General features: G+C 74.0%; 17 protein-coding genes and 1 tRNA gene. 10 read left to right on the forward strand and 8 right to left on the reverse strand.

Features of this window, described 5'->3' with window-relative positions; genetic code table 11:
- Positions 1 to 44 precede the first annotated feature (44 nt).
- The 5 genes from ACI8AF_RS14390 to ACI8AF_RS14410 all read left to right on the forward strand — a co-directional run bounded on the left by ACI8AF_RS14390 (position 45) and on the right by ACI8AF_RS14410 (position 2206).
- Positions 45 to 497, forward strand: a complete 453-nt coding sequence (locus tag ACI8AF_RS14390) for a hypothetical protein (RefSeq protein ID WP_456540403.1) — start codon at positions 45 to 47, stop codon at positions 495 to 497.
- Positions 498 to 718: 221 nt separating this feature from the next.
- Positions 719 to 895 carry a hypothetical protein gene (locus tag ACI8AF_RS14395; protein ID WP_456540404.1) on the forward strand — a complete coding sequence of 59 codons (177 nt, stop codon included), beginning with the start codon at positions 719 to 721 and terminating at the stop codon, positions 893 to 895.
- A 365-nt stretch (positions 896 to 1260) separates the two neighbouring features.
- On the forward strand, positions 1261 to 1581 hold the full coding sequence (locus ACI8AF_RS14400) for a DUF3467 domain-containing protein (RefSeq protein ID WP_456540405.1): 321 nt from the start codon (positions 1261 to 1263) through the stop codon (positions 1579 to 1581).
- The gene (locus ACI8AF_RS14405) at positions 1578 to 1931 is read left to right on the forward strand and encodes a hypothetical protein (protein ID WP_456540406.1); all 354 of its coding nucleotides are present in this window, start codon (positions 1578 to 1580) and stop codon (positions 1929 to 1931) included. Before ACI8AF_RS14400 ends, ACI8AF_RS14405 begins: the two co-directional genes overlap by 4 nt.
- Positions 1931 to 2206, forward strand: coding sequence for a hypothetical protein (locus ACI8AF_RS14410; protein ID WP_456540407.1), 276 nt, complete (start codon positions 1931 to 1933; stop codon positions 2204 to 2206). Before ACI8AF_RS14405 ends, ACI8AF_RS14410 begins: the two co-directional genes overlap by 1 nt.
- Here the strand turns inward: ACI8AF_RS14410 and ACI8AF_RS14415 are convergent.
- Positions 2193 to 2600, reverse strand: coding sequence for a hypothetical protein (locus ACI8AF_RS14415; RefSeq protein WP_456540408.1), 408 nt, complete (start codon positions 2598 to 2600; stop codon positions 2193 to 2195). The genes ACI8AF_RS14410 and ACI8AF_RS14415 overlap by 14 nt on opposite strands.
- Before the next feature lie 211 nt (positions 2601 to 2811).
- Here ACI8AF_RS14415 and ACI8AF_RS14420 point away from each other — a divergent pair, with 211 nt between their 5' ends.
- The 3 genes from ACI8AF_RS14420 to ACI8AF_RS14430 all read left to right on the forward strand — a co-directional run bounded on the left by ACI8AF_RS14420 (position 2812) and on the right by ACI8AF_RS14430 (position 3900).
- Entirely contained in the window at positions 2812 to 2955 is a 144-nt protein-coding gene (locus tag ACI8AF_RS14420) for a hypothetical protein (RefSeq protein ID WP_456540409.1), read from the forward strand.
- A gap of 44 nt (positions 2956 to 2999) precedes the next feature.
- Complete coding sequence (locus ACI8AF_RS14425; RefSeq protein ID WP_456540410.1) at positions 3000 to 3830, forward strand: tyrosine-type recombinase/integrase; 831 nt, start codon at positions 3000 to 3002, stop codon at positions 3828 to 3830.
- Positions 3831 to 3833: 3 nt separating this feature from the next.
- Positions 3834 to 3900, forward strand: a tRNA-Gly gene (locus tag ACI8AF_RS14430).
- 59 nt (positions 3901 to 3959) lie between these two features.
- Here the strand turns inward: ACI8AF_RS14430 and ACI8AF_RS14435 are convergent.
- Positions 3960 to 4334 (reverse strand): DUF2784 domain-containing protein, encoded by a 375-nt coding sequence (locus ACI8AF_RS14435; protein WP_456540411.1) that lies wholly within the window; start codon positions 4332 to 4334, stop codon positions 3960 to 3962.
- 64 nt (positions 4335 to 4398) lie between these two features.
- Here ACI8AF_RS14435 and ACI8AF_RS14440 point away from each other — a divergent pair, with 64 nt between their 5' ends.
- Positions 4399 to 5916, forward strand: a complete 1518-nt coding sequence (locus ACI8AF_RS14440) for a hypothetical protein (protein ID WP_456540412.1) — start codon at positions 4399 to 4401, stop codon at positions 5914 to 5916.
- On the opposite strand, the gene pgsA is transcribed toward ACI8AF_RS14440, so the two are convergent.
- The gene (gene pgsA / locus ACI8AF_RS14445; RefSeq protein ID WP_456540413.1) at positions 5882 to 6508 is read right to left on the reverse strand and encodes a CDP-diacylglycerol--glycerol-3-phosphate 3-phosphatidyltransferase; all 627 of its coding nucleotides are present in this window, start codon (positions 6506 to 6508) and stop codon (positions 5882 to 5884) included. The two genes, ACI8AF_RS14440 and pgsA, sit on opposite strands and share 35 nt — an antisense overlap.
- Positions 6505 to 8016: a hypothetical protein gene (locus ACI8AF_RS14450; protein ID WP_456540414.1), complete on the reverse strand. Its 1512-nt coding sequence runs from the start codon at positions 8014 to 8016 to the stop codon at positions 6505 to 6507. Before ACI8AF_RS14450 ends, pgsA begins: the two co-directional genes overlap by 4 nt.
- An 82-nt stretch (positions 8017 to 8098) precedes the next feature.
- Between ACI8AF_RS14450 and ACI8AF_RS14455 the strand changes: the two genes are divergently transcribed.
- Positions 8099 to 9211 carry a phosphatase PAP2 family protein gene (locus ACI8AF_RS14455; RefSeq protein WP_456540415.1) on the forward strand — a complete coding sequence of 371 codons (1113 nt, stop codon included), beginning with the start codon at positions 8099 to 8101 and terminating at the stop codon, positions 9209 to 9211.
- Here the strand turns inward: ACI8AF_RS14455 and ACI8AF_RS14460 are convergent.
- Genes ACI8AF_RS14460 through ACI8AF_RS14475 form a run of 4 tightly spaced genes read right to left on the reverse strand, consistent with a single transcriptional unit; the run spans position 9200 to position 12795 of the window.
- A complete protein-coding gene (locus ACI8AF_RS14460) occupies positions 9200 to 9718 on the reverse strand; it encodes a GtrA family protein (RefSeq protein WP_456540416.1) in 519 nt (172 codons plus the stop codon). The two genes, ACI8AF_RS14455 and ACI8AF_RS14460, sit on opposite strands and share 12 nt — an antisense overlap.
- A complete protein-coding gene (locus ACI8AF_RS14465) occupies positions 9715 to 10482 on the reverse strand; it encodes a decaprenylphospho-beta-D-erythro-pentofuranosid-2-ulose 2-reductase (RefSeq protein ID WP_456540417.1) in 768 nt (255 codons plus the stop codon). The genes ACI8AF_RS14460 and ACI8AF_RS14465 overlap by 4 nt, the downstream gene beginning before the upstream one ends.
- Positions 10479 to 11861 carry an FAD-binding protein gene (locus ACI8AF_RS14470; protein WP_456540418.1) on the reverse strand — a complete coding sequence of 461 codons (1383 nt, stop codon included), beginning with the start codon at positions 11859 to 11861 and terminating at the stop codon, positions 10479 to 10481. Before ACI8AF_RS14470 ends, ACI8AF_RS14465 begins: the two co-directional genes overlap by 4 nt.
- Complete coding sequence (locus tag ACI8AF_RS14475; RefSeq protein ID WP_456540419.1) at positions 11854 to 12795, reverse strand: decaprenyl-phosphate phosphoribosyltransferase; 942 nt, start codon at positions 12793 to 12795, stop codon at positions 11854 to 11856. The genes ACI8AF_RS14470 and ACI8AF_RS14475 overlap by 8 nt, the downstream gene beginning before the upstream one ends.
- Between the last annotated feature and the right edge of the window lie 86 nt (positions 12796 to 12881).

Below are 12881 nucleotides of genomic sequence, written 5' to 3' on the forward strand. Positions count from 1 at the left end.
GCCGGCCGTGGTGGCGGCGGAACTTGCCGGTAATCGTGCCGTGGGTGCTCGTCGTCGCATTGGCGACCGCGCTGGCCGTCGTGCTGATCCCTTCGCCCTCCCCTCAGGCGGAGGATGCCGTCACGGCTCAAGCGGAGTCGCCCACTGAGGCGCCTGCCGCCAGCAGCGGTCCCGAGGACCGTGACATCATCGTGAACTTCCTCCTAGAGGATGCCAAGTCGGCTGCCGCCGGCTGCATCGGCCAAGGCGGGTACAGCGACATTGGCCCCGGTACCCCGGTCACGATCAAGAGCGGCACCGGTGAAATCCTGGGCGCCGGTTCGCTCGGGCGAGGCTCCAACGCCAGCGGCGTCAACTGCCTGTGGAGCGTCATCGTCCGCGACGTCCGGCTCGGGGAAGCCTTCTACTCCGCTGAAGTGGGCTCCCGGGGCGCGATCACCTACAGCCAGGCAGAGCTGGCCGGAAACGGCTACGAGTTCGACCTCTCCCTCGGCTGATCGTTAGTCGGGCGAAGCCAGCGGGGATGCAAGCGACCGCGTCGGGCGGCGTGCCATACGAGCGCGTCCCCGCAAGCGTCGCGGGCGCGAACGACGAAGGAGCCCCGCTCGCTACCCCTATGGGGGTGACAAGCGGGGGTTTAGCAGTTCTGCCACCGACGCGGCTGGCTGAGCATGGTGGCGTGGAGACTGGGATAAGCCCCGCGGATGCCCGCGGCCTGATGCTAGACGTCATCGACGGCATCCGCCGCGAGCTATCCGCTCAGAGCCGAGGGGCCGAGGCGCAGACCGACGCGCTGGAGCGCATTGCCAAGCTGGCCCACGTCTGGTTCGTCCTGACCTGGATCCACATCGCGCTGGCCGTGCTGCTCCTGGTCGTCTACTTCATCGCGCGGTGACCGCGTTCGAGGCGTCGACGGCGCTGCCGTACCCGCACCTCGAGCGGGCGACGGCTGGGCTGCGTGCGGAGCTGCGTCACCGGCTGCTCAACGCCTGGAACGACGCCTGACTGGTCGACGTTGACGGTGACAGGGCCAGAGTCGAGCGCGGATGAGTTGGGACGGGTCTGGTTCCTGTACCGGGCGAGCGTCGCGTCATCGAGGGACAGCGAGTCCGGAGCGCAACCCGTGCGGGTGACAAGGCGGACTGACAGGTAGTCCCGAGTCGCTCCAATGAAGAAGCTGATAGGAACTGCCGATAGCGACGGTTGACGCGAGGTCGCTCAGAGCGACACGTATGAGCGCGCAGCGACGGGAGGTGAAGGATGGCTGACGAGCAGCCACAGTCAATCGAGATCGGGGCGATGGACGTCCCGGACTACCTGCGGCCGACGTACGCCAACTTCGCCAACGTCGGCCACACTCCCTTCGACTTCCGGCTGACCTTCGCACTACTGAAGGCGCCGCGTCCGGGCCCTGAGACAGCCCATCTGGCGGAGACTGGGACGATCGCGCCAGAAGCGGTGGCCGATCTGATCCTGCCGGTAGGTGTGATCCCCGGACTCATCGCCGCCCTCCGCGAGAACTACGAGAAGTACCTAGACCTCTACGGACTACCTGGCATCGGAAGGGAGGATGACCAGTGACGGCAGCAGTCGACCTGCGAACCTCATCGACGCCGTCCGTGCCGGACCGGACGGCTGTCAGTGCCGCTGCACGCAGCCACAAGGGTTTCCCTGGGGTTGAAGTCGCCACTCGACCCGTGGCTCTGCATCGCCTCCCCGTGTCAATCGACCGAGAGGCTGATGGCACCTACCTCGTGTCGGATCACGAGGACCAGGTCGTCGGGACCGGTTCCACTCTCTCCGAGGCGCTCAACGACTTCCGTGCTGCCCTGCAGCAGCATGTGGCCTACCTGCGCGCGAACCGTGAGCGGCTGCACCAGCGGCTGCTGCACGACCTCCTGAGGCTTGAGCACGACTTCCCCTGGGTCTGATGCCCGCTTCGGCGAAGAACGTCAAGAAGACCCTCACGAGCAAGCTCGGTTTTCAGGCGTCGCACACCGATCACGAGGTCTTTGAGTACGAGCACGACGGAAAGGTCGTGGCGGTTACCAAGATCAGCCATCAGGCTCCGGGGAAGGACATCGGAGACAAGCTGCTCGGGATGATGGCTCGCCAGTGCCACGTGAGCGGGCCAGTCTTCCGCGGCGCAATCGCGTGCACAGTCAACCGGGAGTCATTCGTCGCGGAGATGCTCAGCGGGCTGTGATGAGGTCCTCGGCGAGAACCTCGGTGACGGCGGCCTGTAGCTCGCGGAGCTTCTCGACGTCGCCCCGGTTGCGGGCCCAAGCGCGGTAGGCGGCGTCGACGCGCATCTGCGCGCGGCGCTCCTCGCTGGTGGCCGGCAAATCTACGGCGGCGTGGACGAGCTCGGCCTGGCGGCCGCCACCGGCGCGTACGCCGTCGCGGCGGCCGAAATGATGCACATAGGCAACGCCGCGGGCGCTGCGGGCGGTGACGACGATGGTCGGGCCCTCGATGCGGATCACGGTGCCGGCCGTACGGCGGGGGCGGCGAAAGTCGCCGCTGGTCTCGATGACCACCTGGTCGCCGGGGGAGAGGGCGGCGAGCTCCCCGGCGGTGAGCCGGTTCTCGGCGGACACGTCGACTTCCCTCCTCCCGGTGCTATTGCCCGGGGGGAAGCCGCGGCGCGACCGACGGTACGCCGCTCAGGTAGGCGAACAGAGGACCTTCGGCGCCCGGAAGGGCCGCTGGCGGGCCAGGTACGTCGGGCCCGATGGCAAGCGCCGATCACGCACCTTCGACACCAAGAGCGATGCACAGGCCTGGCTGGCGACCCAGCAGGCCGACCTCGTGCGCAGAGCCTGGCGCGCACCAAAGGCCGGCCGCCGCACGGTCGGCGAGTACGCCGAGGAGTACCTGGCCCGCGATGACCTGCGCGCCAGCACGAGAGCCCTGTACTCGGGCCTGTGGCGGCTTCACCTCGCCGAGGAGTGAACCGACGCACCGGTCGGCGCCGTGACGCCCGCAGCGGTGCGCTCGTGGCACCTGAAGGCCGCGAAGAAGACCGGCGCCACGGCGCTGGCGCAGAGCTACCGGCTGCTGCGCTCGATCCTCGGCGTGGCCGTGGCCGACGAGGTGCTCGCCGCCAACCCCTGCAGGCTGCGCAACGCCAGCACGCCGAAGGCGGCCCGGCCGTCGCGGGCGCTGACGACGGCCGAGGTCAGCCAGCTCGGCGAGCATCTGGGCCAGACAAGCGCACCGACCGGTACCGCGCGCTCGTGCTGGTGCTGGCCTACGCGGGCCTGCGCTTCGGCGAGGCCACGGCGCTGCGCCGGTCGGACGTCCTCGACGACGGCCGCCGACTGCGCGTGGAGCGCGGCGTGCGCTACCTCGACGGGCAGTGGGTCGTCGGCGACCCGAAGACCGACGCGGGCCGTAGCACGGTCAGCCTGCCGCCGTCGCTGGCCGACGTCCTGGCCGACCACCTCGAGCACTACGTGCCCGACTCCCCCGACGCGCTGGTGTTCGGCACGAGCGCGGGCACCTTCCTGCACTCGGCCAACTTCGGCCAGGTCTTCCGCCGGGCCGTGGAGGCCTGCGGGCTGCCGCCGGTGCGACCGCACGAGCTGCGGCACACGGGCGCCACCTGGGCGGCGCAGACCGGCGCGACGACGGCCGAGCTGATGCGGCGCATGGGCCACTCCACCCCCGCGGCAGCGATGCGCTACCAGCACGCGCTCGACCACCGCGACGACGAGATCGCGCGGGCTCTGGACGGCGTCCTGACCGGCTCGGTCGTGGCCCTTCGGAAGCGCGAAGGACACGTACGGGACACGAACGGCGCCCAGGAGGCAGCTTCAAGCGCTTGACCTGCGGGTATGCCGGAGCATTGCTCAGCTTCCCAAGCTGACAGTGGGGGTTCGATTCCCCTCACCCGCTCGCACCGACGCCCCGCGCCCCTCCCCGAGGTGCCCGGGGCGTCGCCGTCCCCGGAGGTGTCAGGCGCTCTGGCCGGCCAGGACGTGCCGCCGGCGCCGCGTCAGGACGAGGACGTACGAGCACACCGCGATGCCCATGCCGGTCAGCCAGACCGCGTTCTCGTACTGCGCCGGGTAGAGGGTGTCGCGCAGGTAGTGCGCGGTGAAGCTGCCCTCGTACGGCGTCCGCCCACCCTGCTCCAGCAGCCACTTCTCGATGGCGGTGACCGGGCAGCGGAAGTCCGTGACGGTGACGTACACCGAGTAGAGGGTCGACACGACGCTCGGCCAGATCCACGCGAACCGGTGCAGGGCCAGGAAGCCCCCGAACACCATGTAGCCCAGGTACGCCATGTGCAGGGCCGCGACCACCGCCGCGGCCACCAGGGCTGCCACGACCGGACCCTACCGCCGGGGTGGTCCTGCGCACACCCGGCGCCCTCGGACGGTTGAATGGCGCGTGACCTCGTCGACCCGGGACGTCGAGCCGGCCACGCGCGGTCCCGCCGGGCCGCGGCGGCGCTTCCTCGTCCCGCTCTGCCTCGCCGTGGTCGCCGTCCGCGCGCTCCACGTGCCGCGCCCGCTGCGCAACGACGAGGGCGGCTACCTGCTCGTCGCCCGGCGGTGGCACACGGGCGGGGAGTTCCTGTACGGCGACCACTTCGTCGACCGCCCGCCGCTGCTCCTCCTGATCTTCCGGGTCGCGGCGCTGGTGGAGTGGGACCAGGCCGTCCGCGTGCTCGCGATCCCGTTCGTCGTCGGGTTCGTCCTCGCCGGCTGGCGGGCCGGCCACCTGCTCGGCGGTCCGTCCGGCGGGCGCTGGGCGGCCGTCGTCGCGGCCGGGGTGGTGTGCTCGCCGGGACTGGCCGCCGACCAGGCCGACGGCGAGCTGTTCGGAGCGGCGCTGGTCATGGCGTCCCTCGCGCTGGCGCTCACCGCCTGGCACGCCGAGTCCCGGTCCCGGCCGTGGTGGGCGCTGGCCGCCGGGGCGGTCGCGGCCGCGGCGCCGCTGGTCAAGCAGAACCTGCTCGAGGGCGTGCTCTTCCTCACCGGCCTGGTCGTCGCCGCCTGCTGGCGGGTCGGCGGTGCCGCGCGGGCACGCGCCGTCCGGTTCGGGGCGGCGGCCGCCCTCGGTGCCGGGCTCGTCGTGGGGGCGGGGTGGCTGTGGCTGGCGGCGGCCGGGATCGACCCGGCCGCGGCCTGGCGCGACCTGGTCGGCTTCCGCGGCGCCGCGTTCGACGTCATCTGGTCCGACGAGCCCGACGCGTCGATCAGGAGGGCCGGGCTGCTCCTGGTGCTGGGCCTGGTCACCGGTCTGCTCCCGATCGTCCTCACGTGGTTCGCCGCGGGCCGCACCCGGCGGGGGCTGCCCGCGGCCGGCACGGTGACCGCCCTGCTGGTGTTCGGCCTCGCCGCGATCGCGGCCGGCGGCAGCTTCTGGCCGCCCTACCTGCTCCAGCTCGCCCCGGCCGGGGTCCTCGCGGCCGGCCTGCTGGCCCCCTCGCCGTCCCGCCCGGGCGCGTGGATGCGCGGGGCGGGCAGGGCGGTCGTGGCCGCCGCGGTCGTGGGCACCGTCGTCACGACCGCCGTCCCGGCGACCGACCCCGCCGGACCCGGCCGGCGGATCGGCGAGTGGCTCGCCGCCTCGCGGGAGGCCGGCGACACCGGCTTCGTCGCCTACGGGCTGCCCTCGGTCCTGGAGACCGCCGACCTGTCCTCGCCCTACCCCTACCTGTGGAGCGTGCCCATGCGCACCCTCGACCCGGACCAGTCCCGGCTGCGGGCGACGCTCGCCGGCCCGGACGCGCCGACGTGGGTCGTCGAGGTCACCGGTCTGAACGCCTGGGGCATCGACGACGGCGGACGGCTGCGCGCCCTCCTCGACCAGGAGTACCGGGTGGTCGCGGAGGTGTGCGGCAGCCCGGTGTGGCTGCGCCGCGACCTCACCCGGCAGCTGGCGCCGCGTCCGGCCTGCTGACGTCGCCGGGGAGCACCGGACCCGGGCCGGACGCCACCGGCAGGCCGGACGCCGCGGACCGCGTCAGGGCGCCCGCCTTGACGGCGTAGTCCAGGCCGGTGACGACCGTCCAGACCACCGTGCCCACCACGACGACCGACAGCAGCGCCGTCCACCCGGGCGCGGCCAGGGCGAGCACGATCAGCGTCGTCTGGGCCACCGTCTTCACCTTGCCGCCGCGGCTGGCCGGGATGACGCCGTGGGAGAGGACCGACATGCGCAGCAGCGTCACGGCCGCCTCGCGGGCGAGGACCACCGCGGTCGCCCACCAGGGCACCAGCCCGCGGGCGGACAGGCAGACCAGCGCCGTCGCCACCAGCGCCTTGTCCGCGATGGGGTCGGCGAGGGCGCCGAAGGCGGTGCACTGGTCGCGGCGCCGGGCGAGCCAGCCGTCGGCGAGGTCGGTGAGCGAGGCGGCCACGAACAGCGCGAGGGCCGTCCACCGGCCCGCCGCGGTGCCTCCCCCGGAGATGAGCACCACCCCGAGGAACGGCACCGTGAGCAGGCGCAGGCAGGTGAGGACGTTCGGCAGCGTCCGCATCTCCGCGATCACCGCTGGAACACCATGAGGGTGTAGCCGCAGGGCTCCTGCCCCTGTGCCACGTGCGCGAGGCGGAAGTCGGCCATGCCGGGGTGGTCGTGGATCGCCCGGTCGGTCGGGTAGTAGCCCTCGAACCGGCGCTCCTCGCGGCTGGCCAGCACGAGCACGTCGGGCGCGCGACGGTGCACGAGGTCGGCGCGCACCCGGACCGGGAGCCGGCCGGTCTCCTGGATGAGCGGCTCGTTGAGGAAGAAGTTGTCGATCACGGTCCGCCCTCCTGCGCGGGCCGGCACCAGTCCGGCGTCCGAGATGGCGAAGGTGGTGTCCTCCGGCGTCGTGCGCAGCCAGGCGAGCACCGACTCCCGGGCGGCGACCCGGCAGTCCAGGTAGGCCTGCTGCGTGGCCTGGACGCTGCGGGCGTCGGCCGGCGGCAGCACCAGCAGCCCGGCGGCGGCGACGGCGGGCAGCGCCACCGCCCAGAACCGGCCGCCGCGGCGCGCGAGCCGCGCGACGACGAACCCGACGACGACCGCGGCCAGCAGCGCCACCAGCGGCCACACCGGCATGAAGAAGCGGCTGTACGCGTTGGCGCTGTCCAGCGTGCCGATCGACCCGGCCGCGTAGACGACCGGCGGCACGGCCAGCAGCCGCCCGCGCCCGCGCAGCAGCAGGGCGCCGGCCGCGGCCAGCGCCAGGGCCGGCCAGGCCTCCTCGAGGAACTTGCCGAGCACGGTGGTGCCGTCCCCGGCTCCTGACTTGTAGAGCACCGAGTTCGGCAGCAGGTGCCCGTAGACGCCCAGGCGGACGAGTTCGAGCACGGCCTGCGAGGCCAGGGGGACACCGCCGAGCACGAGGGCCCGCCGCACCGCGCGCCGGCGGGTCGCCGCCCGGAGCAGCCCCGGGAGCTCGCCGAGCGCCACCACCGCCCCGGCGATCACCAGCCCCTCGGGACGCAGCCAGGGCAGCACCGCGAACGCCGCGGCGGCCAGCGCCGGCCGGCCGCCGTCGGGCCGGGCCACCTGGAGCGTGCCCGCGGTGAGGGCGAGCGCGACCAGGAGCGTCTCGAGGCCGCCGACGGCCCAGAGGGCGAACGGCGCGCTGCACCCGGTCAGCAGTGCGGCGATCCGCGCCGCGCGCTCGCCGACCACGGCCCGGCCGGCGGCGTAGACGAGGGCCACGCAGGCCACGCCGCTGACGACGCCGAGCAGGCGGGCCGCGCCGGGTGCCGACCAGCCCACGAGGTGGGCGAGCGCCTCGATCGCGACGAGCAGCGGGTTGCTGAACCCCTCGACGCGGGGCCCGTCCGGGTTCCACCCGAACCCGGCACCCGTGGCCAGGTTCTCGGCGTAGCGGACGGAGATCCACGCGTCGTCGGTGAGGAAGCCGCGGAACAGCCAGCACAACGCCAGGTGCACCGCGGCGCCCAGCCCGGCCACGGCCCAGCCCACGCCCGACCGCGTCGTCCCCTCGCGTGCCCGGGGAGATGCGGCCGCCTCGGGCGGTACGGTGATCGTCCTCACGACCCTCCGAGTTCATCCAGTGTTGGCCGGCGGGTCGGGGACGACGTGCTAGCGGGCTCCGATTCAGTGAAGATAGCGAGGGATGAGCGAGGCTGCCGAGCGAGAAGTCCGCGACCGCGCCTACGCCCTGGCCGTCGCGGTCGCTCTCGTCACGGGAATCGTCGCCGTGGTCTGCGCCCTGGTGCTGGGGCTGCCGCTGCGCGACCCCGACGGGTTCCTGGGCCCCACCTACGTCCGCCTGCCGCTGATCGCGGGGCTGCTGCTCGCCGCCGACGTGCTGCCGCGGGCGCTGCGGCGGACGCGCTCGCTGCGCGGGCTCCGGTCCGCGGCGGTGGAGGTCTGGCGCGAGCGCTGGCCCTGGCGGCGGCTGCGCCCGGTGCTCATCGGCCTCGCCGCCTTCTACGGCACCTACGTCGCCTACCGGAACCTCAAGCACTACCTGCCGCTGCTGCGGCCGAACCTGGTGGACGACGAGCTGCGGGCCCTCGACAGCGCCTTCCTCGGCGACGTCCCCCCGGCGCAGTACCTGCACGACGTCCTCGGCACGGGTGTGGCGGCGCACGTCCTGTCCTGGGTCTACCTCGCGTTCCTGGTGTTCGTGCCCGCCTCGCTGGGGCTGGCCCTGGTGACCCGGGGCCGCTCGCGCGAGGCGAGCTGGTACGTCACGGCGCTCTGCCTCAACTGGTCGCTGGGCACCGCGAGCTACTACCTCCTCCCCTCGATGGGGCCCGTGTACGCCCAGCCCGGCCTCTTCTCGATGCTGCCCGAGACCGGCACGTCGGCCCTGCAGGAGAGCCTGCTGGTGTCCCGCTCGATCGTCGTCACCGACCCGGAGGCGACCGACCGGGTGCAGAGCATCGCCGCCTTCGCGTCGCTGCACGTGTCGATCATCCTGACCGCGGCGCTGATCGCGCAGTTCGTGCTGACGTCGCGGGCGGTGCGCTCGCTGATGTGGGTCTTCTTCGGGCTGACGGTCCTCGCCACCGTCTACTTCGGCTGGCACTACGTCGTCGACGACATCGCCGGGGTGCTGATCGCCGCCATCGCGGTCGGGCTCGCCGGCTGGGGCACCGGGCAGTTCCGCCGGGCGCCGGTCAGCGAGGCCGAGGCCGAGGCCGACGCGGCGGACGCCCGCCGTCGCTGGGCCGACGTCCTGGGGCGGCTGCGCCGCCGCCCCGGCACGTCACCGACCTGAGCCGGCCGGGACGCCGGCCCGCCGCCGGCGCCGCGGGGACCTCGCCGGCCCCCGCGCCGGGTCTTCGGGGAAGACGAAGCGCCGGTAGGTGAGGAAGCGGAAGAGGCTGCCGAGGGCGAGCCCGACGACGTTGGCGGAGACGTTGTCGGCCACCGCGCTGGTGAGCCCGAGGACGTAGCGCGACACCGCGAGGCAGACCAGGGACAGCCCGAGCGCGACGGCGCTCAGCGCCATGTACAGCGTGTACTCCACCGCCATCCGGCCGCGGGGCCGGTCGCGGTAGGTCCAGAACCGGTTGCCGAAGTACGCGACGCTGGTGCCCGCGACGAGCGAGATCGTCTTGGCGAGCAGGGGCTGGTCGTCCAGCAGGCCGTCCCCGCCCAGGTGGACCAGCGCGTTGTAGCCGCCGATGTCGACGGCGAGGCCGAACGCGCCCACCAGCGCGAACCCGGACGCCTCCCTGCCCAGCGCCCGGCCCCGCCCCTCCTCCGGCTGCTCCGCGGTCACAGGGGGAGCCGGCGGAAGACGGAGCGCGGCAGGTGCCGCAGCGCGCTCATGACGAGGCGGAGCCGCCCGGGCACCCAGACGGTGTCCTTGCGCCAGCGGACCCCGGCGAGGACCGCCGCCGCGACCGCCTCCGGCGTCGTGCTCATCGGCGCGGGCGGCAGGTGCGCGGTCATCCGCGTCCGGACGAACCCGGGCCGGACGACGAGCACGTGCACCCCCGACCCGTGCAGTGCGTCGCCGAGCCCGCCGGCGAACGCGTCCAGTCCAGCCTTCGCCGAACCGTAGACGAAGTTGGACCGCCGCGGCCGCTCGGCGGCGACGCTGGAGAGGACGGCGAGCACCCCGTGCCCCTGCGCCTGCAGGGCCCTGACCAGGGGGATCGCCAGCGAGACGGCCGCCGTGAAGTTCACGGTGACGACGTCGACGGCGTGGTCGGCGTCCCGCTCGGCGCGCTGCTGGTCGCCGAGCACGCCGACGGCGAGCAGTGCGAGGTCGACGTCGCCCCCGGCGAAGGCCTGCTCGACGACGGCGGCGTGGGACGCCCGGTCGTGCGCCTCGAACTCCAGCACGGTGACGTCCAGCGCTGCGGGCGCTGCCGCCGCGCGCAGCCGCTCCCCCGCCGCCCGCAGCGCGACGGGGTCGCGGCCGGCCAGCACGACGCGCCGGGTGCGGTCGCGCACCAGCCGGTCGGCGACGGCGAGCCCGATCTCCGACGTGCCGCCGAGCAGGAGCAGCGACTGCGGGGAGCCGACGGCGTTGATCACAGGCCCAGCCTCCGCGCGAGGTCGGAGGAGAACGCGTGCCCCGGGTCGAGGCGGTCCCGGCCCGCCCGCCACTCGTCCAGCCGGGGGTACATCTGCGGCAGCACCTCCGGCCGCAGTCGCGAGTCCTTCGCCAGGTACACCCGGCCCCCGGCAGCGGCGACGAGCTCGTCGAAGCGGTCGAGCAGCGGGGCGAGGCCCGGCGTGCGGGTGGGCACGTCCAGCGCGAGGGTCCAGCCGGGCAGCGGGAACGACAGGGGCCCGGGATCGGCGGGACCGAACCGCTTGAGCACCGCGAGGAACGAGGGCGCACCGGCCGCGCTGAGCTCCTCGACGACCGACCGGACGACGTCCTCCTGCCCGAAGGGGACGACGAACTGGTACTGCAGGAACCCGTCCGGCCCGTACACGCGGTTCCAGCGCAGCAGGCCGTCCAGCGGGTGGAAGAAGGTGGCCAGCGGCTGGACCTCGCCGCGGCGCTCCCGGGGCGCCCGGCGGTACCAGAGCTCGTTGAACGCCCGGACGGTGCTGCGGCGCAGCAGCCCGCCGGGCACCGCGCCGGGCACCGTGGCGACCGGCCGGGGCGCGAAGCGCAGCGGATCCGCCCGGTGCCGCCGCCCGAGCGCCGCGCGCGGGGCGTGGTCGCCTCGGGTGAGCACCGCCCGGCCCAGCGCGGACCCGCGGGCCAGCAGGTCGATCCACGCCACCGAGTAGCGGTACCGGTGGTCGGTGGCGGCCAGGCGGGCGAAGAGGTCGTCGAGGTCGACGGCGCGCTCCGTGTCGACCGACACGTACGCCGTCTCGACGGGCAGCAGCCGGATCGACGCCCGGAGGACGACGCCGGTCAGCCCCATCCCCCCGGCGGTGACCCAGAACGCCGCAGGGTCCTGCTCGGGGCCGACGCGCCGCACCTGACCGTCGGCGGTCAGCAGGTCGATCCAGCGCACGTGCTGCGCGAAGGCGCCCTCCCGGTGGTGGTTCTTGCCGTGGATGTCCGCGGCGAGAGCTCCCCCGACCGTCACGAAGCGGGTGCCCGGCGTCACCGGGGGGAACCAGCCGAACGGCAGCACCAGCCGCATGAGCCGGTCCAGGCTGACCCCGGCGTCGCACTCGACCACCCCCCGCTCGGCGTCGAGCGCACGGACCGCGTCGAGCGGCGTGAGGTCGAGCACCGTCCCGCCCGCGTTCTGCGCCGCGTCGCCGTAGCTGCGCCCGAGGCCGCGGACGACCACGCCGCGCGGGTCCCCGGCCGTGGCGACGGCCACCGCGGCGTCGTCGGCCCCCACGGGCACGACCCGCGCCGCCGTCGGCGCCGTCCCGCCCCAGCCGGCGAGCAGCCGCCGACCGCCGCCCGCCGCGCCGCTCGGGGCGCGGTCAGACACCGAGCGCACCGACGGTGAAGACGGCCAGCCACACCAGCCCGATGACCTGCAGCCCGCGGTCGTGCAGCACGATGTCCTCGGGCTCGCCCGCGGCGCCGCGGTCGATGGCCAGGGTGTACCGGAGCACCGCGATGACGAACGGCGCCACGGAGAAGGCCAGCCAGGGCGCGGACGAGCCCGGGTCGTGGGCCGCCGACACCTCGAAGGCCCACAGGCAGTACGTCGCGACCAGGACGGCGGCGGCCACCGTCCAGACGAAGCGCAGGTAGCTCGCCGAGTAGTTCTGCAGGCACGGCCGCATCGACGGGCCCTCGTCGCCGAGGTTGACCAGCTCGGAGTACCGCTTGCCGGCGACGACGTACAGCGAGCCGAACGACGCCACGGTGAGGAACCAGGGGGACAGGTCGAGCCCGGCCGCGAGCCCCCCGGCCATCGCCCGGAGCAGGAACCCGGTGGCCACGACCGCGAGGTCGACCACGGGCTCGTGCTTGAGCCACCGGCTGTACAGGCAGGTCAGGACGACGTACGTGGCGATGCAGGCGGTCAGCGAGTAGTAGCCGCTGAGCAGCGGGACCAGGACGGCCGAGAGCAGGAGCACCAGGCCGGCGACCGTCGCCAGCCGCAGCGGCAGGTCCCCGCTGGCGACGGCCCGGTACCGCTTGCGGGGGTGGATGCGGTCGCGCTCGACGTCGCCGACGTCGTTGAGGACGTAGGTGCCCGACGAGGCGAGGACGAAGGCGACGAGGGCCACCGCCGTGTCCAGGAGGACGTCGGGCCGGAACAGCACGCCCGCGGCCAGCGGCGCCGCCACCACCAGGCCGTTCTTGGGCCACTGCCGCACCCGCACGGCCTGGAGCAGGGCCGACGGGAGGGACCGCCGCGCCGGTGCCCGCGCACCCGCCGCAGCGTCCGCCCGGCCCGCCGTGACCCTCATCCCCGTCGCCCCCTCGCCGTCCGTGCTCCCCGGTCACGGCCCCGCCCGCATGCATCCGGCCGCCGCAGACCTCCCAGCATGGCGGC

The organism is Blastococcus sp. SYSU D00669 (genome assembly GCF_054050715.1).

Bases quoted from the DNA above. Each gene is read 5' to 3' on its own strand.
- ACI8AF_RS14395 (WP_456540404.1), top strand. From the start codon at position 719: ATGCTAGACGTCATCGACGGCATCCGCCGCGAGCTATCCGCTCAGAGC.
- ACI8AF_RS14400 (WP_456540405.1), top strand. From the start codon at position 1,261: ATGGCTGACGAGCAGCCACAGTCAATCGAGATCGGGGCGATGGACGTC.
- ACI8AF_RS14410 (WP_456540407.1), top strand. From the start codon at position 1,931: ATGCCCGCTTCGGCGAAGAACGTCAAGAAGACCCTCACGAGCAAGCTC.
- ACI8AF_RS14455 (WP_456540415.1), top strand. From the start codon at position 8,099: ATGAGCGAGGCTGCCGAGCGAGAAGTCCGCGACCGCGCCTACGCCCTG.
- ACI8AF_RS14475 (WP_456540419.1), bottom strand. From the start codon at position 12,795: ATGAGGGTCACGGCGGGCCGGGCGGACGCTGCGGCGGGTGCGCGGGCA.